This is a genomic window from Streptomyces sp. NPDC104307, assembly GCF_055584045.1.
This window is the reverse complement of the sequence record NZ_JBVJMU010000017.1, coordinates 84,282-101,802: the sequence shown is the minus strand read 5'-3', so window position 1 is coordinate 101,802 and position 17,521 is coordinate 84,282. Positions and strand designations below refer to the sequence as shown.

Sequence of the window (17,521 nt, the reverse complement as noted above, 5' to 3'; positions counted from 1 at the left end):
CCCGCCGTACGCCCCGTCGACTACCAGGGCAGCGGGCCCGCCGCGTCGAAGTAGCCGCCGGTCGGGCCGTCCGGGCCCGGCTGAGCCATCCGGACAATGATCTCGGCGCCCTGCTCGACGGTCTGGGTGCCCTCGTGCCGGTTGAGGTCGGTCGAGGTGTAGCCGGGCTCCACCGCATTGATCCGCATCTGCGGGAACGCCAGGGCGAACTGCACGGTGAGCATGTTGACCGCGGTCTTGGAGGTCGGGTAGGCAACCCCCGGGTACCCCTTCCCGGCCCGCGCCAGCGAGGCCAGGCTGCTGCTGACATTGACCACGACCGGGGCGGTGGAGCGCTCCAGCAGTGGCAGGAAGGCGTGGGTGACCCGGACCAGGCCGAAGACGTTGGTCTCGAACACCTCGCGCATCACGTCGGCGGTCAGCTCCGCGGCCCCGATGATGTCGCCTCCCGGTGACCGCACCTCGATTCCGGCGTTGTTGACCAGAACGTCCAGTCCGCCGTCGGCCTCGATGGTGGCCGCCGCGGCGGCGACCGACGCGTCGTCGGTGACGTCGAGTCGCACGAACCGGGCGCCGAGCCCGGTCGCGGCCGCCTTGCCCCGCTCGGGGTCGCGCGCTCCGACGTATACGGTGTGCCCCGCCGCGATGAGGCGGCGGGCGGTCTCGTGGCCGAGGCCCTTGTTGGCCCCGGTGATCAAGGTTGTCGTCATGGGGTACAGCTTCCTTCCTGGATGGCGCGGACGCCCAGTGGTTTACGACCGGGGCGCCGCGCCCCGTGGCGCGATCGCGTCGCCGGGGTGCGCACCGGTCTCAGGCGATGAGCAGGCTCAGTCCGCCGACGGTGTACGCGATCATCAGGACCAGCAGCGGGAGTTGGCCGGCTATCGCGCGGCCGGGCGGGAAGAGCCGTACGGAGCGGTCGTGGGCCGCTACGACGCCCAGGACGTGGCCGAGGACGATCGCGAGGACCTGGAGGGCGGCGACACCGCCCGGACCCAGGGGTGGCTCCGGCGGGGCCGGATTGTCAGTGCCGAGTGCCACCATGACCGTACGTGGACCTTCGGTGACGAAGAGTGTGAAGTAGTGGGCGACGAGATAGCCGAGCGCGATCGGGACGAGCGAGTGCGCGAAGGCCGTGAGGGGGTGCGGGAGTCGGCCGGAGAGCAGTCGGGTGGCACCGGCGCAGAGCGCGTAGAGGGAGGCCACGAGGGCGACGGCGCCCAGGAGTCCGAGGGTGGCCGCGGTGGTGCGGCCCAGGGGGGAGGTCTGGACGGCGGTGATCCAGGAAGGTGCGTCGGAGAAACCGTCGTAGGCGGTGGAGCCGAGCATGACGCAGACGGTGGCGACGAGTCCGGGGAGCTGGGGTGTGGCGTCGAGTCCGTTGAACGGGGAGCGCAGGACGAGGCGGCGGTCGGCGGGGCGGCGGCCGAGCGGGGAGAGCCTGGCCAGCAGCCCCGAGTAGACCTCGAAGGCGTCGGCGTGGTCGAACCAGTGGGCGCCGTACCGGGCGGCGCCCGCGAGGTGGACGGCGCAGTACAGGGCGAGGAAGAGGAGGAGCGCGGTGGGTGACGCGGGGTCTGGGGCGACGAGTTCGAGCCAGGTGAAGGCGAGCAGCCCGGCCGCCGCCGGCCACATCCCGAGGCGCACGGGGAGGGGCCGGCCCGCGTCGGGGCCGCGCCCCAGCGCGCGGCAGGCCAGGAGGTGGACGGTGCGCAGGGGGTTGAGCAGCCGCCAGACGGGACCGAACAGCAGGGAGGCCGGGACGAGCCCGACCCACAGGAGTACGTAGACGGCGCCGGGGGCGGGGTTGCGGTCCGGGTCCGCCGGGCCGAGGAGGAGGTGCAGCACGACGAGGAGCGCGGCGGCCAGGCCGAGGGCGCGGGCCGCGACGCGGGTGGCACGCGCGTCGGCCGCGCGCTGGACGGGGGCCGGCAGCGGGCGGCCCGCCAGTTCGCCGCGGAACCGCGAGGCGGACCAGAGCAGGCCGAGCGCGAGGAAGGAGACGAACAGCGCGGCGAAAGCGCCCGCGAACGCGTAGAACGGCGAGAGCGGCAGATCGTGCTGGGCACCGATGCCGTGGGCGAGGACGTCCATGGCGTCGGCGGCCGGACCGCTGCCGTCGGCCGAAGCGGCCGGACCAGCCAGATCGGCCGGACCGGCCAGATAGGCCGAAGCGGCCGGACCGGCGGTCACCGTACGACGAGTTGGGTCAGGAGCAGGTCGGACTCGTGTGTCTCGACCTCGAAGAGGCCGGTGCGGTCGGCGGTGAACGTGAGGGTGACGGTCCGCCCTGCGGGCAGCCGCGCCTCCTTGTCGTAGCCGTGCACGTGAAGGGTGTCGTCGTGGTCGCTGCGGACCTTCAGCCGGACGGTCCGGCCCTTCTTGATCTCGGCGCGGCCCGGCACCGGGCTGACCTTGCCGTCGTGGACGGAGATCTCCAGCGTGGTGCCGGGGTCGGGTGCGGCGGGGGTGGTGGCGGGTGCGGTCGTCGGAGTGGCGGTGAGAGCGGTGGTGGCCTGGACCGGCTTGGAGCCGACGGCCCAGGCGGTGTGGTCGTCGGCGTAGAGGCGGGCGGTGAGTTCGGTGCCGCCCCCGGCGCCCCGGAGCAGTGACTCCGGCAGGTGGAACCAGGTGCCGTAGACCCGGGCGAGCGGATGGCCGTCGAGGAAGAGGCGGGCGTGGCCCCGGCCGGGGAGTGCGCCGCCGCCCACGCTGTCCGGGGTGAACCGGAAGTTCCGCACCGAGAGGTGGACGTTCCAGCCGTCCTCCGAGTCGGGCCGCACGGCGACGGTCACCTCCGGCGCGCCCTCGGCGTCGACCTGGCGCAGCCGGTGACCGGAGCCGTCGTCCGAGGACAGCAGCCGGCCGACGCTGCCGGTGGCCTGCTCGTGGCTGGTGCCCGGCTTGTGGTGGGTGGTCGCCCGCCCGCCGCAGGCACCCGCGCCGAGCACGAGTGTGGCGGCGGCGAGCACGGCGACGGCGGCCCTGAGGCCCCGCCGCGGGCGGGAGGAAGCCGCTGCCTGATCGTGGGTGCGGCCCCGCGGACCGCCCTGGGTGTGGTCCTGAAGGTGTGTCACGAGGCGTCTCCCTCCGTGGCGGGGTCGGACGGAGCCGGTGGCGGGGTGCCGTCCGGCGCGGGGGCGGGCGCGCGGCCGGTACCGGCAGCGGGAACCCGGTCAGGGGCTCCGCCCGGGGCCGCGTCAGAGGCCCGGTCCGCACCCTGCTCCGCACCCGCGCCACCGTCCGCACCCGGCTGCGTACCCGCACCCTCTGCGTCGCCCCCGTCCGACGCCCTCCCGGCCTCCCGTTCGCCGTGCCGGGCGGCGGCCACCACGGCCCAGACCACCCAGACCACGCCGAGGAGTCCCCGCACCCAGGCGGGGCTGAGCGGGATCCAGGGGATCATGAACACGCCCTTGTCCAGCGCGTCGAGCAGCGTGAGCGCGCCCAGCACGACCGTCGTCCAGCCCAGCCCCGGCCGCCCCCGCCGCCGCAGCACAAGGCCGATGCCCGTCCACCACAGCCCGGTCAGCAGCAGCGCGACAGCGGGCAGATAGCCGGCGGCGAGCCCCATGGTCGAGCCGGCCACGTCAAGACCGAGGCCGATGAGCCCGAGGACGGAGGCCGCCGTGGCGAGCCGGCTCGACCGGAGCCTGCGCCACCACAGCACGCCGCCGACCAGCACGAGCACCAGCGCGATGCCCAGGGCCGCCTGCAGCTCGATGCGTTCGATCCCGCGTGCGCCGTACCAGTCGCAGCCGGCCGGCAACCGCCGCGCCTGCACGTTGTAGTCGGCACAGACCAGCAGCTGGGCGAGCTTGACGGGTTCGCCCATCAGCCGGTCGGTGCGGCCGGTGACCGCGCCGCGATCGTCACCGCAGGCGGGCAGCGAGCGGGGCGTGGAGGGACCCGCGTCCGACTGCCAGCAGTTGCCGTCGCCCTGGCCGTCCCACCACACGTCGGTGCGGTTGGGCCGCACGTTGCCTGCCTTGTCCGTGCCGAGGTGGTTGTTGGCGTACCGGTTGTGGTGCGAGGTGTCGGTCTGCTTGCCGAGCGCGCTCTCGCCCCGGATGAAGGCGGGTACGGCGCTCAGGAAGAAGGCGGCGCGCCGCTGCCCGTAGACCCAGTTGTTCTCGTAGATGTTCCAGTTGCCGCCCGCGGTGATGATGCCGGTGCCCGGCGGCATGGAGATCTGCGGGCAGACCACCCCGTTCTCGTAACCGCGTTCGACCGGCGGCTTGGCGCAGGTGCCGTCGGCGACGTACGGGTAGTAGTCGGCGTTGTTGTCGTGGATCAGGTTGCGCTCGAAGCGGGCGTGGTTCTGCGGCAGACCGGGGTGGCCGGGGAAGGCGCTGTCCATCGAGGCGCCGCCCATGTTGTGGTCGAACTCGTTGTCGTGGACGTAGACGGAGTCGCCCGCGGTGCCGGAGTAGCCGACCATGTTGTGGTGGCTGTGGCAGCCGGTGATCTCGATCGAGTAGCGCGGGACCCGGTAGCCGTAACCGTCGTTGATGTCGGAGGCGCTGCCCGGGTAGATGCCGGAGTCGCCGTTGCCGTACGACTCGCAGTTCTTGTAGAGGCCGTGGTCGCTGGCGAAGGTCAGGAAGCCGTACTCGTCGTTCCAGCGGGTCAGCACGTCGTCGATGACGAAGCCGTCCTGGGCCAGGATGTACAGCGAGTTGAAGGTGGTGCGCTGGGCGGTGAAGTTCTTGAAGTAGACGCCGTCGGAGCCGTCCGCCCGGATCGCGTTGAGCTTGCGGTACTTGGCGTCGATGACGACGTCCGTACGTTCGGCGCCGGTGCCCTCGATCTGGAGGTCCTTCTTGCCGAGGATCGCCACCAGGTTCTGGTTGTGCGGGCACTTCGCCTGCTGGGCGTAGCTCAGGATCTGGTAGCCGAGCTGGGAGTCGGGGGCCTTCAGCCGGGAGCACTCCCCGGTGGGCGCCGGCAGGGAGGGCTCCTCCTCGTAGAGGCCCGGCAGGATCGCGATGTTCTTTCCGGGGCCGGTGACCGCGTCGACGGCCTGCTGGAGGTGGCGGTAGCCGGACTTCTGGCACCGGTCGAAGAGCTTGAGGTTCCTGGAGCGCAGGGCGTCGGGGAAGCCCGATATCCGGTGCTCGAAGTCGGCCCGGTCGCTCTTGCAGACCAGGAGGTCGGGCTCGCCCGCGCGGTGCGCCGGGACGCTGCCGGTTCCGTCGGGCAGGGTGACCGGACGTTCCTCGTGCGCCTGGGCGGCCGGGGCCACGAGGAGGACGGCGGCGAGCGCCGCCAGGATCGCCAGGAGTCTACGTGTCCACGACATGTGCCGGAGAGTAGAGCATTGTTCAACTTTTGGAACCCCCCTGTGCGCGACGAATGCCGTTGACTCGCCTCCCTATGATTCCTACGGTTACCCATAGGATTCCTTCGGCACCGGGAGCGCACATGAGTGGCATCGAGCAGGCGAGGAAGACGGCGGAAGGGCTGGAGCACTCCGCCGGTTTCGGCAATCAGCACAGCTCGGAGGCGGCGCCGGGGGCGCTGCCGCACGGTCGCAACTCGCCGCAGCGCGCGCCCCTGGGGCTCTACGCGGAGCAGCTGAGCGGCTCGGCGTTCACCGAGCCACGGGCCCACAACCGCCGCTCGTGGCTCTACCGGATCCGCCCCTCCGCGGCCCATCCGCCGTTCCGCCGGATCGACAACGGGGCCGTCCGCACCGCCCCGTTCACCGAGACCGTCCCCGATCCCAACCGGCTGCGCTGGGATCCGCTCCCGGAGCCCGCGCCCGGCACCGACTTCCTGGCCGGCCTGTGGACGCTCGGGGGCAACGGCGACGCGGGGCAGCGCAACGGCATGGCCGTGCACCTCTACCACGCCAACGCCGCGATGACGGACCGGGTGTTCAGCGACAGCGATGGCGAGCTGCTGATCGTCCCCGAGCACGGCGGTCTCCTCATCCGCACCGAACTGGGCCTGCTGCGCGCGGAACCGGGCCACATCGCGCTGATCCCACGCGGCGTCCGCTTCCGGGTCGAACTGCTCGATGCCACCGCGCGGGGCTACGTCTGCGAGAACTACGGGCAGCCCTTCGCCCTCCCCGATCTCGGCCCGATCGGCGCCAACGGCCTCGCCAACGCACGGGACTTCCTCGCCCCGGTCGCCGCGTACGAGATCGTGGAGCGGCCGGTCGAGGTGATCAACAAGTTCTGCGGCAACCTCTGGTCCGCGACGTACGACCACTCCCCGCTCGATGTGGTCGCCTGGCACGGCAACCACACCCCGTACGTCTACGACCTGCACCGGTTCAACGTCATCGGCTCGGTCAGCTACGACCACCCGGACCCGTCGATCTTCACGGTGCTGACCTCCCCCTCGGACACCCCCGGTCTGGCCGGGGTCGACTTCGTGGTGTTCGCGCCGCGCTGGCTGGTCGGCGAGGACACCTTCCGGCCGCCGTACTTCCACCGCAACGTGATGAGCGAGTACATGGGCCTGATCGAGGGCGCGTACGACGCGAAGACGGCCGGCAAGGGGGGCTTCGTGCCCGGCGGCGGCTCGCTGCACAACATGATGTCGGCGCACGGCCCGGACCGGGAGACCTTCGACCGGGCGAGCGCGGCGGAGCTGAAGCCGCAGAAGATCGACGACGGTCTGGCCTTCATGTTCGAGACCCGCTGGCCCGTCACGGCGACCGGCCAGGCCACCACCGCCGGCCATCTTCAGCACGGCTACGACGACGTGTGGCAGGGTCTGAGCCGCAACTTCCATCCGTAGCGGACCCCTTCGCGCCGGTCCCCCGTGGCAGTGTCCCGTACCGGTGCCACGGGGCGGTGTCTCCCCGTACCAGCCGTGCCAGCCGTGCCAGCCGTGCCAGTGACGATGAATACAGGTGACCCGGTGTCTCAGACCCCTCTGAAGCCCCCCGCGCCCCAGGGGGCCGCCTTCGCACCCGATTCGCTGGTTCTGAACCGCAAACTGCCGCTCTGGTACCAGGTCTCGCAGTCGTTGCGGGCCTCGATACTGGGCCGCACGCCGGACGCCACGCTGCGGCTGCCGACCGAGGAGCAGCTCGCCGCGCACTACGGCGTCAGCGTCCTCACCATGCGGCAGGCGCTCAAGGAGCTGGAGACGGAGGGGCTGATCAGCCGGCACCGGCGGCGCGGCACGTTCATCGAGCCGCGCGCCCGCCGGGTCTCGCCGGTCCGGCTGCTCGGCTCGATCGACGCGATCGTCGCCCAGCAGTCGGGCGAGCTGACCACGCTGCTCGACCACGGCCCGCTCGCCGTGCCGGGCGATGTCGCGGAGCACTTCCCCGGCTGCCCGGAGGTGGTCGGCTACCGGCGGCTGCGGTGCGAGGAGGACTCCGGCGAGCCGACGAACTGGGCGCAGAACTGGCTCCGTCCGGAGGTCGCGGCCGCACTCGACCCGGCGGACCTGGAGCGCTGGCCGATGACCAAGGTGCTGCGCGACCGGGTCGGGGTCCGGATCGCCCGGATCACCGACACGGTCGAGGCCAGACTGGCCGACCCGGTCACCGCAGAACTGCTCCGGGTCCCGCTGCTCAGCCCGATCCTGTACTACACGGGCGTGACGTACGACGAGAGCGGCCGGGTGGTCGATGTGGCGCAGATCCGTTACCGGGGCGACCGGTTCTCGTTCTCGGTCACGGTGGAGGCGCACTGACACCCGGCCCGGTAGGGCCTTTCGTTTGGATCAGGCTGGATCAGGGAGCGGGGCCTGGTGCCGTGCATCGCAAGGCGGAGGATTGAGGCAACGCGATGGGGTCTCCCCTGCTCGAGCGAAGCCGAGAGCTCGGGGAAGTTGTTGATTGACGACAACGCCACGAGGTACGGCACCAGGGCACGCGAGCCCAGCCTGATCCAAACGAAAGGCCCTAGCCGCACGGAGGCGCACTGACACCCCGCCCGGCACCCGCACGGAGGCGCCCTGACGCGGGGTCCGGCAGCGCCGTTACGATGCCGGGGAAAGCGGCAGGCGTGGCGACGGGGAGGACGACACGGTGGCAGCTCCGGCAGCGGCCGGCTCCGGCGAGGACCCGTACGGCCCGCGACTCGACGACCTCATGCCGTGGTCCGTACGGCCGCTCAGGACCGGACGCGCCTGGGTGACGGCCCCGGACGCGGCCTCGCTCAGGGCCCGCTGGGAACGGCTCGCGCGGGCCCAGGACGCCGAGCGCGACCGGCTCTTCGGCCCCACCCGTTCCCGTACCCCGCACACGGCGGTGGCCGCGCTGCCCGGACAGATGACCGGCACCGCCCGGTTCGCCCGCGAGCCGGGCCCGTGCCCGGAGCCGGTACGGATCCTGCACGGCCCGTACGACGAGCAGTGGCTGCTCCCCGACCACCGGCTGATAGACGCGGCCCGGCCCGAACTGTGGCGGGTGGCCGACGAGCACCAGCTGTTTCTCGTCGAGCACGGCCGGATCCCGCAGGACACCGGGCCCGCGCTGTCCGTGACGGCGCTGCTCCCCGACGGGCACTCCCCCGCGGGACGCCCCGGCCGGATCCGGCCGCTCTACCGGCGCCCCGGCGGCCTCGAACCCAATCTGGCGCCCGGACTGCTCGCGCTTCTGCGCGCCCGGCACGGGGACGCGGTCTCCCCGGAGTCCGTGCTCGCGTGGATCCTCGCGGCGGCCCGGCACTCCCCGGCCGGCTGCGTGGTGCCGCTCCCCGCGGACACCGCGCGCTGGACGGCGGGGGTGGAGCTGGGGCGGGAGCTGCTGCGGCTCCAGCTGCGCGGGGCCCGTGGCGGGGAGCGGCCCCGGCTGCCGGGCGGGCGCCGCCCGTATGTGCGGGCCGCCGTGCCGCCCGCCCCGCCGGAGCTGTCCTACGACGCCGAGGAGCAGGTGCTGCGGATCGGGACGGGCCGCATCTCGCCGGTGGACGCCGGGGCGTGGGAGTTCCGGGTGGGCGGCGTACGGATGCTGGAGCTCTGGTTCGAGCGGCGGACGGCGGTGGCCGGAGCGGAGGCGGACGGCCTGGAGGCCGTACGGCCGTCCGCCTGGCCGCAGGAGTGGACGTCCGAGCTGCTGGAACTGATCACGCTGCTCGCCCTGCTGGCCGAGCTGCGGCCCCGGCAGGACGCGCTGGGGCCAGGCGCGGGGATCGGCGTGCGGGAGCTACGGGCGGCGGGGGTACTGCCGGTGGCGGCCGGGGCACGGCGGCCCGCCTCCGTACTCGGTCTCCAGGAGGAGGGGCCGGACGGCCAGTTCGCACTGCTGTGAGCGCGGGCCGGGCCGGTCCCGACCGCCCAGGCGGTCACAGGGTCACGCGGTCACGCGGTGAGCCCCGCTCAGCCGGGCAGTGCGGCCGGCCGGTCAAGTGCGCCCAGCAGCGAGACGAAGCTCGACTCCAGGAACGCGCCGAGCTCCGCGAGCGCGTCCGGTTCGTCGAGCCGCCAGTTGGTGACGGCCTCCTCCGCGAAGGCCATCCAGGCCCGTGCGGCGACGAGCAGCCGGGGTGAATCCGGCATCCCGAGCCGCCGCTGTCCCTCCTCCACGCGCCGGGCCAGGGTGGCGCGGGTGGACTCGACGATGTCCTCCACCGCGGGATGGCTGCCGGCCGCGCCTCGGACCAGCGCGAGATAGACCTTGCGATGCTCCGTCACGTACGCCGCGAATCCGGCGATGAACGACCGCAGCCAGGCGACGGGCTCCAGCGAGGGGTCCGGGTCCGTGGCCGCGGCGAAATCGTCGCACTCCCGCCGCACCACACAACGGTAGAAGTCGCGTTTGGAGTCGAAGTAGTGGAAGAGCAGCCCCCGGGAGATACCCGCGCGGCGCGCCACGTCATCGGTGGAAAGCTCGTCCAGCGAGCAATCCGCGAGCATGTCCACGCCAATCGATACCAGCTGCGCCCTTCGCTCGTCGGGGCTCAGACGCGCGGCTCGCTTCTCGGGCATGCCGCCAGTGTAGAAGTATTTCGGCGCCGAATTACCTCGACGTCCGCCCGGCCACCCACAGGCAGGCGCCGGCAGCGGCTCCGGAGCCTCACCTGGACATGGCGACGCGCCACTGCCGACTCCGGGGATGACGGAAGAGCGGGCAGCGGCGCGATACCTGGACCGGGGCCGTCGGATCAGCGGCGGCTGCCGAAGAGCGAGCGTCGCAGTCGTCGCAGAGGCGCGAAGAGCGAGACCCGCGCGCTCTTGCTCCGACGCGTGTGCGCGGCGTCGCGCGAGGTCAGCTCGCGCATCAGCAGCGTCGCCTCCGCGGAATCACGCTGCGGGACGACAGGGCCGCCCAGCACCGCGAGATGGCGGTCGAGGCGCGAACTCGTCGCCCCTGTCCCGCAGGTAATAGCAGGCACTCGCGGCCTGCTTCGCACCGTTATCTGTTCCATGTCACTCCCCACCCGTACGAGGGCACCCGACCCGGGCAGGTTAACCCTATCCCCCCGCGGCGACACTCGTGTATCCCGGGCACAGGATTGAGCACACACATACGGAGGTTGACGACGGTTCACCGAATGTTACCGATTCCAGGGCGAGTTGGACAGAGCGCCGACGACCGGGCCCCCCGGAACCGATCTGCGGGGAGTGCCCGGAACGCACCCGGAAGAGGGCCCCGGCCTGCGGAACCCCCTCCCGGCGGAAGGGTCTCGGCGCGGGCGTCAGGCGACCGAGTTGAGAACCGGCAGATAGCCACCGGACTGCCCGGCGGCGAAGGGGTGGTACGACTCACCGATGTTGAGCACGTTGAGACTGTGCAGCCAGGCGCTTCCCGAGCAGATCTCGTGCCCGGTGAACTTCCCCGTGACGTCACCGAAGGTGAAGCCGTGGTCGGCGGCCCGCTTGGCGGTGGCCGCGTTCAGGTAGTCGGACGCGCCGTTGATGGCAGTGCGCACCTTGTCGCTGAGCCCGACGACACAGCTGCCGCCGATCTTGTAGAAGCGCGGGTAGCCGAGGACGACGACATGGGCGGACGGGGCCTTGGCGTGGATGGCGTCGTAGACCGTGTCGAGCTTGCCGGGGAGCGTGGAGTCCACGTAACCGCGGGCGGTGGCGATGCGGTTGAGGCAGGTGGCCTCCGACTGGAGGACACAGGTCGTCATGACGTCGGAGAATCCCGCGTCGTTGCCGCCGATGGAGATCGAGACGAGGTCGGTGGAGGAGTTGAGCGGTCCCAGCTGGCCGGCCGTCACATCGCCGGTGCGCGCCCCCGAACAGGCGGTGAAGGCGAAAGAGGCGGGCGAGTGGGCGGCCGCCCAGAGCGAGGGGTAGGCGAGGGTGCTGCGCTTGCAGTCCCCACTGGAGCCGATATAGCTGCCGGAGCCGACCCCCGAGGAATAGGAATCACCGAGGGCGACGTAGTCGACGGCCTGGACGGACGGAGCGGCGTTCGCGGTGGCGGCCCCGGTCAGGGCGATGACGGCACCGAACAGGAGCGAGGACGAGAACGCCACGAGTCTGGACATTTTCATGGAATCTCCCTTGGACCGACCAGCAGGATCTCTGCCACCTACGTGGTAGCAGCAGGGAGAGTCATTCCGGAAGTGTGCATGCCAAGTCCATCGGATGAGCTTTTGGCGCCGGTCCGCTGAGGGCGCGTCACCCCGGCGCACCGGGGGATCGCGCGGGTGCCGGATCGCGGCGTCCGGCGGCAGCGGCCCACGCTGCGGGAAGTGGTGAAACCTGGGTGCGCCGGGTGCCCGGGTGACGGATCATGGGCGCCATGTCTGCCACCCCCGAGTCAGCTCTGCCGATCCGGCTCACCGTCGACGACAGCGACTCCCCGTCCGACGTCGTCGACGCTCTGTTTCTCGGCCGGTTCGCGACGGGCGAGCAGTCGTACTCCCACAGCACCTCCCTCGACCGGGTCCGGAGCGGGGCCACGCTGCTGCCCCCGGACGCCACGGTCCTGCGCGCCGCCCGTGACGACGACCGCAGCGCCCTGCTCGCGGAGGGCGAGGGCTGGACACTGCTCGTCTCACGCTGGAACCGGGGCGCCGACGTCACGGTCACCGCGACCTCCCCCGAGCTGGCACGGAAGGTGCTCGACGAGGCCACGAACGGCGCCCAGGACGAGCCGGAGCCGCAGCCCGAGAGCGTGACCATGGGCTTCTGGCACCTGTCGCCGCGCCGCGGCCCGTGCCGCACCACCCGGCAGATCACGGCCGGCGCCTGGGACGAGGTGCGCGCCAACTACACCGCGCCGGTGGCCGATGCCATGGACGGCCTGATGAAGGTCACCCCGGACGACATCGCCGGCCGGCTGCTCCTGCTGCACGGTCCGCCCGGCACCGGCAAGACCTCCGCCCTGCGCACCCTGGCCAGGTCCTGGCGGGACTGGTGCCAGGTCGACTGCGTACTCGATCCCGAACGGCTCTTCAACGACGTCGGCTACCTGATGGACATAGCGATCGGCGAGGACGACGGCACGGCGAAGGGACGCTGGCGGCTGCTGCTCCTGGAGGACTGCGACGAGCTGATCCGCGGCGAGGCCAAGCACACGGCAGGTCAGGCGCTGTCCCGGCTGCTGAACCTCACGGACGGACTGCTGGGCCAGGGCCGCAACGTGCTCGTCGGGGTGACCACCAACGAGGACCTGGAACGCCTGCACCCGGCGGTCGTCCGGCCGGGCCGCTGCCTGGCCCGGATCGAGGTGGGCCCGCTGACCCGCGAGGAGTCGGCGGCCTGGCTCGGCACCGACGAGGGCCTGGGCCACGACGGTTCGCCCGGGGGCGCGACCCTGGCGGAGCTGTACGCCCTGCACCGCGGCACGGGCCCCGCCTCGGTCCCGAAGCAGGACTCGGGCGCGGACGCGGGCCTGTACCTCTGACCAGGCACAAGCCCGCCGCGCGCGCGTTCAAGCCCGCCGAGGGCACACTCAAGCCCGCCGCGCGCGTTCAAGCCCGCCGAGGGCACACTCAAGCCCGCCGCGCGCACGTCCAAGCCCACCGAGGGCACATTCAAGCCCGTCCGGCGATTGAGGACATCTTTTCAGCCCGTCCGGCGATTGAGGACGAAGCGGCCCGCCGGACGCCCCGGCACCCGCACAACCGGCCTCACCGCCCTCACCCCGCGTACACCGCCCGCACCGCGTCCTGCGCCAGCGCGAGCGCCCGCGCGCGGGACAGGCCCAGCCGCCGGGCCTGCTCCGCGTACTCCTGGGCGGCGGACGCCGCGTTGCGCTCGGCCGCGTCCCCCGCGGCGGCGATGAACGTGCCGTTGCGCCCGCGCGTCTCGATCACCCCGTCCGCCTCCAGCGCCCGGTACGCCTTGGCGACCGTGTTGGCGGCGAGGCCCAGTTCCTCGGCGAAGCCGCGTACGGTCGGAAGTCTGTAGCCCACCGGCAGTGCGCCGGAGCGGGCGAGTTCGGAGATCTGGGTGCGCAGCTGCTCGTACGGGGCGGCGCCGGAATCCGGGTCAACGGAGATCTTCAGAGTCACGCCCCGATTCTCCCCCCACCGCCCGAAGCCGCCGGTGCCCGCCCCGCCGCCCGAAAATCACGGGCACACCGGCGGTGCCTGCGGGTACGGTCCGCCGCATGACTGTCATCGTTCGCGACTTCCGCACCTCCGACGCCGAGGACTGGGTACGGGTGCGACGCGCGGCGCTCCCGTTCCTGGTGACCACCCCGGAAGCGGTGGTCTTCAGTCTGGCGAACGCCCATCCCGGCCGGCGGTACCGTCTGCTGGTCGCGGAGGAGGACGGCGAGATCATCGGGACGGTCGAGGCCGGTCTGGCCCATGAGAGCCCCAGGCCCGGTCAGGCCTCCTGCAATCCGCACGTCCATCCGGAGCGGACCGGCCGGGGTGCGGGCTCCCTGCTGCTGCGCACGGCCGAGGAGTATCTGGCCCTGGCCGGTGCGAGCGAGGTCTACGCCTGGGTGCTGGACACCTCGCGCGACCGGGCGTTCGCGGAGCGGCACGGCTACGAACCCAGCCGCCCGGCGCACTTCCTGCATCTGGATCTGGCGGGCGGCACGCTGCCGCCCCGTCAGGAGCTCCCGGCCGGTGTCGAGCTGCGGACCGGCGCCGATTTCGAGGACGATCCGCGACCGCTCTTCGAGGCGGACGCCGAGACGACGGCGGACGAGCCGAGCGACACCCCGGCCCAGCCGTCGGACTACGCGGAGTGGCTCACCGGGACCTGGGCCGACCCCGGGCTCGACCGGCGCCTCACCTCGGTGGCGGTGGTCGACGGCGAGGTCGCGGCGTTCAGCGCGGCGCGGTGCGACAGCTCCGGCCGCTACTGGTCGGGGATGACCGGCACCCGGCGGGCGTACCGAGGCCGAGGGCTGGCGAAGCTCGCCAAGAACGACTCGCTGCACCGGGCGCGCGCCGCCGGGTACACCGACGCCTACACCGGCAATGACGCCGACAACGGTCCGATGCTGGCGGTCAACCGCTGGTTCGGCTACGAGATCTGTGCCACGGAGGTACGCCATGTCCGCAAGCTCGGCTGACACAGGAACGGACGCCGGACCCGGCACCGGACCGGACGCCGGACTGACCGTCGTCCTGGTCAAGGCCGGAAAGACCAAGATCCGCTATCCCGCCGCCCTGGTGGCCGACGACGGCACCCGGGTGACGGTGCGGGCGCCCTGGGCCGCCCCCGGGGTCCGCGACTTCGGCTTCGTACGCTTCGAACCGGGTGACGTCTTCACCGAGCACTACTGGCGCGACGCCTGGTTCGCGGTGAAGGAGGTCCGCACAGGCGTCGGTGAACTCAAGGGCTGGTACTGCGATGTGACCCGCCCGTCCGTGCTGCGGGACGGTGAGCTGATCGTCGAGGACCTGGATCTTGATCTGTGGGTGTCGGCGGACCACTGCGACGTACTGCGCCTGGACGAGGACGAGTTCGAGGAGAGCGGGCTGGCCGGACGCGATCCGGAGGCGGCGCGGGCCGCCGTCGCGGCGCTGGACGAGCTGGAGCGCCTCGCCCGCGCGCCGGAGGGGTTCACCGGCCTGCTGGGCTGAGCACCCCGCGCCGGTCCTCCCCCTGTCCTCCCCCGGGGCGCCTCAGCCGGCCACCAGCTCGACCTCGTACCCCGCCGCGTCCTCCAGGTACGCGGCCACGTGCCCCTCGCCGCCCGCGTGCGGATGGCGGTCCGGGAAGAGCAGCCGCCAGCCGTGTTCCGGAGCGCGGGCCACCAGCGCGTCGAGGGCCTCCCGGTCCGCCACGTGGAACGCCAGGTGGTTGAGGCCGGGACGGCACCGCTCGTGCGCTCCGGGGACCAGGTCGGGCGACTGCTCGACGACCACGTAGCTGTCGCCCCGGCGCCAGCTGCGCCCGTGCGCCCAGCGCTGGTACGGGACATGGCCCAGTTCGCCGAGGAGCCAGCCCCATCCCGCCTCTGCCACCGCCAGGTCGGGCACCCACAGCTCGATGTGGTGGACCCGGCCGGTGCGGACGCCGCCGGCCGGCAGCGGGACCGCGCGACGGGGGCCGCGCGGTTCGTACGCGACGGTGTCGCCGTCCTCGTGCCAGTGGACCAGGAAGCGCTCCCCCGCCCGGTAGCCGTCGAGCCCGGCCCGGCAGTACGCCACCATGTCGTCCGGCAGGGCATCCAGCGGGAACCAGGCCAGCTCCGAGCACTTGTCCGGCTCGCGGTTGTACGGCGGCCGGGCCGGGTCGTACTCCGCCTCGAAGAACCAGCCGGTCCGCGGACTGCCGCCGGGCCCCCGGTGGTGCATGACGAGGGCGACCCGCAGCTCCTGCGGCTCCAGCGCGATCCCAATCTCCTCCGCCGCCTCGCGGATCATGCCCTCGCGGACGTCCTCACCGTCCTCCAGGTGCCCGGACGGGGCGTGCAGCAGCCCGTCCGCGTAGCCCGTACCGGCCCGGCGGGCGAGCAGGACGTCGGAGCCGCGCCGCAGGATCAGGTGAACGTCCACCACCTCGGTGTGCCGGCGTGGTGGTTCGGCGCGGGCGACCAGGGCGTAGCGCTCGTCGTCGACGTCCTTGCCCCAGAGGTCGCGGTCGCCGGAGAGCCGTTCGTGGTGGATGCGTTCGGTGAACGGGGCGAGCAGCGAGGTGAGTTGCCCGGCGGACAGCCCGACCCCGTTCCACACGCCTTCGATCAGCACGAGTCTGCCGCCGGGCCGCAGCAGAGCGGACCAGTGCCGCAGGACCGCCGCCGGGTCGGGCAGCAGCCACACCACGTGCCGGGCCAGGATCACATCGAACCGCTGTCTGCCGACGGGCGGCGCGGCGGCGTCCCCGACGAGCACCTCGGTGCCCGTGCCGGTCAGCTTGGCGCGCGCCTGCTCCACCATGCGCGGCGAGCGGTCCACGGCGGTGACCCGGTGCCCCTGCCCGGCGACGAGCAGGGACAGGCTTCCGGTGCCGCATCCCAGGTCGAGGACTTCGGAACGCTCCCGGGGCAGCCAGCTCTCCAGCCGTCGCGCCCAGGCGTGCCGGACCACGGGGTCGAGCAGCCCGTGGTCCGGCTCCTCGTCGAAGGAATCGGCGGCGGAGTCCCAGTCGATCGTCGTCATGCACCGATCGTGCCATCCGCCTCTGACAGCGGCGGATTACGGGAAGCCCCGGTCCCGACGGGAGGACCTGCCGGACGGAAGGACCTAACCGACGACCGAGGCGCAGGTGGTCGGGGTGGCGTGCGCCGGGTCCAAGGCGTTGGCCACCTCGTGGTAGGCGACCCGGTCGATGGTGCCGATCGCCACGTGCTCGGACAGGTCGACCGGGCACAGGTCCTGGAGCAGCACGTTGTGCACGTCGGGCCCGTCCAGGAACTGTGTCCGGTACGGGGTCACGACCTCGTCGTACTTGGTCGCGATGACGGTGTAGTGCACGCCGGGCACGGTGTCGGGCAGTGAGTTGAGCTTGGTGACGAAGGGCGATCCGGCCACCTGGTCCGCGAGTCCGGGGGTGCCGGCGTTGAGCAGGTACTCGGCTCCGGGGAAGTACGGCAGCAGCTTCGTGAGCCCGAGGAGGGTGGTGCCGTGGTTGTCGGGCGCGAGCCCGATCATGGCGTTCACCTTGGGCGCTCCGCCGAGGAACTTCAGGTAGTAGTTGGGCATCATGCCGCCCTGCGAGTGGCCGACGATGTCCGCCTTGGGTGCTCCGGTGGAGGCGAGCACCTTGTCGACGAAGGTGGAGAGCTGCCCGGCCGACTTATCGACCGGGCCCAGGCCGTTGAAGAGCGGCACACCGGGGAGCTGCCCGTAGTCGAGCGAGTAGACGCAGTAGCCCCGGTTCACCAGGTAGGGGGCGAGGACGAGCCAGTTGTCGACCGAGTTCCCGAAGGTTCCGTGGACCAGGACGACGGGCCGGGGGTGGGCTGCGGAGGGTTTGCAGGAGTAGTCGTTCCAGCCGTGCGAGGTGGCTGTGGCGGCGGTGGGGGCGGCGGCAGCGGCGGTGGCCGTGGGGGCGGCCAGCGCGGCGACTGCGAGGAGCAGTGCGGCGAGGGTTCTGCGCGCTCGTGGGGTACGCGGCGCACGGGTCCAGGGCAGCATCGTGTGTTCTCCTTGCGGCTCAAGGGAGTTGCGATGTCTGTGCACCCTGCGGCCCGGACCACAAGTTCTGACGGTGTTCCGCACGCCTCATTAAGCGTGCT

General features: G+C 72.3%; 16 protein-coding genes. 6 read left to right on the top strand and 10 right to left on the bottom strand.

All coding sequences use genetic code 11. The annotated features are described in order from the left end of the window. Nucleotides 1-20: 20 nt before the first annotated feature. The 4 genes from ACZ601_RS31675 to ACZ601_RS31660 all read right to left on the bottom strand — a co-directional run bounded on the left by ACZ601_RS31675 (nt 21) and on the right by ACZ601_RS31660 (nt 5,302). Nucleotides 21-710, bottom strand: coding sequence for an SDR family NAD(P)-dependent oxidoreductase (locus ACZ601_RS31675; RefSeq protein ID WP_469544448.1), 690 nt, complete (start codon nt 708-710; stop codon nt 21-23). Nucleotides 711-810: 100 nt separating this feature from the next. Continuing rightward, the gene (locus ACZ601_RS31670) at nt 811-2,094 is read right to left on the bottom strand and encodes a hypothetical protein (RefSeq protein ID WP_469544581.1); all 1,284 of its coding nucleotides are present in this window, start codon (nt 2,092-2,094) and stop codon (nt 811-813) included. A 95-nt stretch (nt 2,095-2,189) separates the two neighbouring features. Then, nucleotides 2,190-2,972, bottom strand: a complete 783-nt coding sequence (locus ACZ601_RS31665; RefSeq protein ID WP_469544579.1) for a hypothetical protein — start codon at nt 2,970-2,972, stop codon at nt 2,190-2,192. 101 nt (nt 2,973-3,073) lie between these two features. Then, nucleotides 3,074-5,302: a right-handed parallel beta-helix repeat-containing protein gene (locus ACZ601_RS31660; RefSeq protein WP_469544446.1), complete on the bottom strand. Its 2,229-nt coding sequence runs from the start codon at nt 5,300-5,302 to the stop codon at nt 3,074-3,076. Between the two features lie 122 nt (nt 5,303-5,424). On the opposite strand from ACZ601_RS31660, the gene hmgA reads away from it, so the two are divergent. From hmgA to ACZ601_RS31645, 3 genes are all read left to right on the top strand, one after another. Beyond that, the gene (hmgA, locus tag ACZ601_RS31655) at nt 5,425-6,753 is read left to right on the top strand and encodes a homogentisate 1,2-dioxygenase (RefSeq protein WP_469544445.1); all 1,329 of its coding nucleotides are present in this window, start codon (nt 5,425-5,427) and stop codon (nt 6,751-6,753) included. A gap of 123 nt (nt 6,754-6,876) precedes the next feature. Beyond that, nucleotides 6,877-7,662 (top strand): GntR family transcriptional regulator, encoded by a 786-nt coding sequence (locus ACZ601_RS31650; protein WP_469544443.1) that lies wholly within the window; start codon nt 6,877-6,879, stop codon nt 7,660-7,662. 337 nt (nt 7,663-7,999) lie between these two features. Then, nucleotides 8,000-9,223, top strand: a complete 1,224-nt coding sequence (locus tag ACZ601_RS31645) for a type ISP restriction/modification enzyme (protein WP_469544440.1) — start codon at nt 8,000-8,002, stop codon at nt 9,221-9,223. A 68-nt stretch (nt 9,224-9,291) separates the two neighbouring features. On the opposite strand, the gene ACZ601_RS31640 is transcribed toward ACZ601_RS31645, so the two are convergent. The 3 genes from ACZ601_RS31640 to ACZ601_RS31630 all read right to left on the bottom strand — a co-directional run bounded on the left by ACZ601_RS31640 (nt 9,292) and on the right by ACZ601_RS31630 (nt 11,420). Beyond that, complete coding sequence (locus ACZ601_RS31640; protein WP_469544439.1) at nt 9,292-9,900, bottom strand: TetR/AcrR family transcriptional regulator; 609 nt, start codon at nt 9,898-9,900, stop codon at nt 9,292-9,294. 176 nt (nt 9,901-10,076) lie between these two features. Further along, nucleotides 10,077-10,340, bottom strand: a complete 264-nt coding sequence (locus ACZ601_RS31635) for a hypothetical protein (protein WP_073739333.1) — start codon at nt 10,338-10,340, stop codon at nt 10,077-10,079. Between the two features lie 270 nt (nt 10,341-10,610). Further along, nucleotides 10,611-11,420 (bottom strand): SGNH/GDSL hydrolase family protein, encoded by an 810-nt coding sequence (locus tag ACZ601_RS31630; protein ID WP_469544436.1) that lies wholly within the window; start codon nt 11,418-11,420, stop codon nt 10,611-10,613. A 242-nt stretch (nt 11,421-11,662) separates the two neighbouring features. Between ACZ601_RS31630 and ACZ601_RS31625 the strand changes: the two genes are divergently transcribed. Then, on the top strand, nt 11,663-12,778 hold the full coding sequence (locus ACZ601_RS31625) for a DUF5925 domain-containing protein (protein ID WP_469544434.1): 1,116 nt from the start codon (nt 11,663-11,665) through the stop codon (nt 12,776-12,778). A 235-nt stretch (nt 12,779-13,013) separates the two neighbouring features. Here ACZ601_RS31625 and ACZ601_RS31620 read toward each other — a convergent pair whose 3' ends face one another. Continuing rightward, nucleotides 13,014-13,388, bottom strand: a complete 375-nt coding sequence (locus ACZ601_RS31620; protein ID WP_073739330.1) for a GntR family transcriptional regulator — start codon at nt 13,386-13,388, stop codon at nt 13,014-13,016. A 98-nt stretch (nt 13,389-13,486) separates the two neighbouring features. Between ACZ601_RS31620 and ACZ601_RS31615 the strand changes: the two genes are divergently transcribed. Together ACZ601_RS31615 and ACZ601_RS31610 are read left to right on the top strand one after the other, a co-directional pair. Beyond that, nucleotides 13,487-14,407: a GNAT family N-acetyltransferase gene (locus tag ACZ601_RS31615; protein ID WP_469544432.1), complete on the top strand. Its 921-nt coding sequence runs from the start codon at nt 13,487-13,489 to the stop codon at nt 14,405-14,407. After that, nucleotides 14,388-14,921, top strand: coding sequence for a ribonuclease FAU-1 family protein (locus ACZ601_RS31610; RefSeq protein ID WP_469544430.1), 534 nt, complete (start codon nt 14,388-14,390; stop codon nt 14,919-14,921). Before ACZ601_RS31615 ends, ACZ601_RS31610 begins: the two co-directional genes overlap by 20 nt. Nucleotides 14,922-14,963: 42 nt before the next feature. Here the strand turns inward: ACZ601_RS31610 and ACZ601_RS31605 are convergent, their stop codons facing one another. Further along, nucleotides 14,964-16,442, bottom strand: a complete 1,479-nt coding sequence (locus ACZ601_RS31605) for a methyltransferase domain-containing protein (RefSeq protein WP_469544428.1) — start codon at nt 16,440-16,442, stop codon at nt 14,964-14,966. An 84-nt stretch (nt 16,443-16,526) separates the two neighbouring features. Further along, nucleotides 16,527-17,420: an esterase/lipase family protein gene (locus tag ACZ601_RS31600; RefSeq protein WP_469544426.1), complete on the bottom strand. Its 894-nt coding sequence runs from the start codon at nt 17,418-17,420 to the stop codon at nt 16,527-16,529. Nucleotides 17,421-17,521: the final 101 nt, after the last annotated feature.

What these genes read in the sequence shown, in the direction of transcription:
- ACZ601_RS31675 (WP_469544448.1), bottom strand. Translation starts at nt 710, where the DNA reads ATGACGACAACCTTGATCACCGGGGCCAACAAGGGCCTCGGCCACGAG.
- ACZ601_RS31670 (WP_469544581.1), bottom strand. Translation starts at nt 2,094, where the DNA reads ATGGACGTCCTCGCCCACGGCATCGGTGCCCAGCACGATCTGCCGCTC.
- ACZ601_RS31660 (WP_469544446.1), bottom strand. Translation starts at nt 5,302, where the DNA reads ATGTCGTGGACACGTAGACTCCTGGCGATCCTGGCGGCGCTCGCCGCC.
- hmgA (WP_469544445.1), top strand. Translation starts at nt 5,425, where the DNA reads ATGAGTGGCATCGAGCAGGCGAGGAAGACGGCGGAAGGGCTGGAGCAC.
- ACZ601_RS31640 (WP_469544439.1), bottom strand. Translation starts at nt 9,900, where the DNA reads ATGCCCGAGAAGCGAGCCGCGCGTCTGAGCCCCGACGAGCGAAGGGCG.
- ACZ601_RS31635 (WP_073739333.1), bottom strand. Translation starts at nt 10,340, where the DNA reads ATGGAACAGATAACGGTGCGAAGCAGGCCGCGAGTGCCTGCTATTACC.
- ACZ601_RS31630 (WP_469544436.1), bottom strand. Translation starts at nt 11,420, where the DNA reads ATGAAAATGTCCAGACTCGTGGCGTTCTCGTCCTCGCTCCTGTTCGGT.
- ACZ601_RS31625 (WP_469544434.1), top strand. Translation starts at nt 11,663, where the DNA reads ATGGGCGCCATGTCTGCCACCCCCGAGTCAGCTCTGCCGATCCGGCTC.
- ACZ601_RS31615 (WP_469544432.1), top strand. Translation starts at nt 13,487, where the DNA reads ATGACTGTCATCGTTCGCGACTTCCGCACCTCCGACGCCGAGGACTGG.
- ACZ601_RS31610 (WP_469544430.1), top strand. Translation starts at nt 14,388, where the DNA reads ATGTCCGCAAGCTCGGCTGACACAGGAACGGACGCCGGACCCGGCACC.
- ACZ601_RS31605 (WP_469544428.1), bottom strand. Translation starts at nt 16,442, where the DNA reads ATGACGACGATCGACTGGGACTCCGCCGCCGATTCCTTCGACGAGGAG.
- ACZ601_RS31600 (WP_469544426.1), bottom strand. Translation starts at nt 17,420, where the DNA reads ATGCTGCCCTGGACCCGTGCGCCGCGTACCCCACGAGCGCGCAGAACC.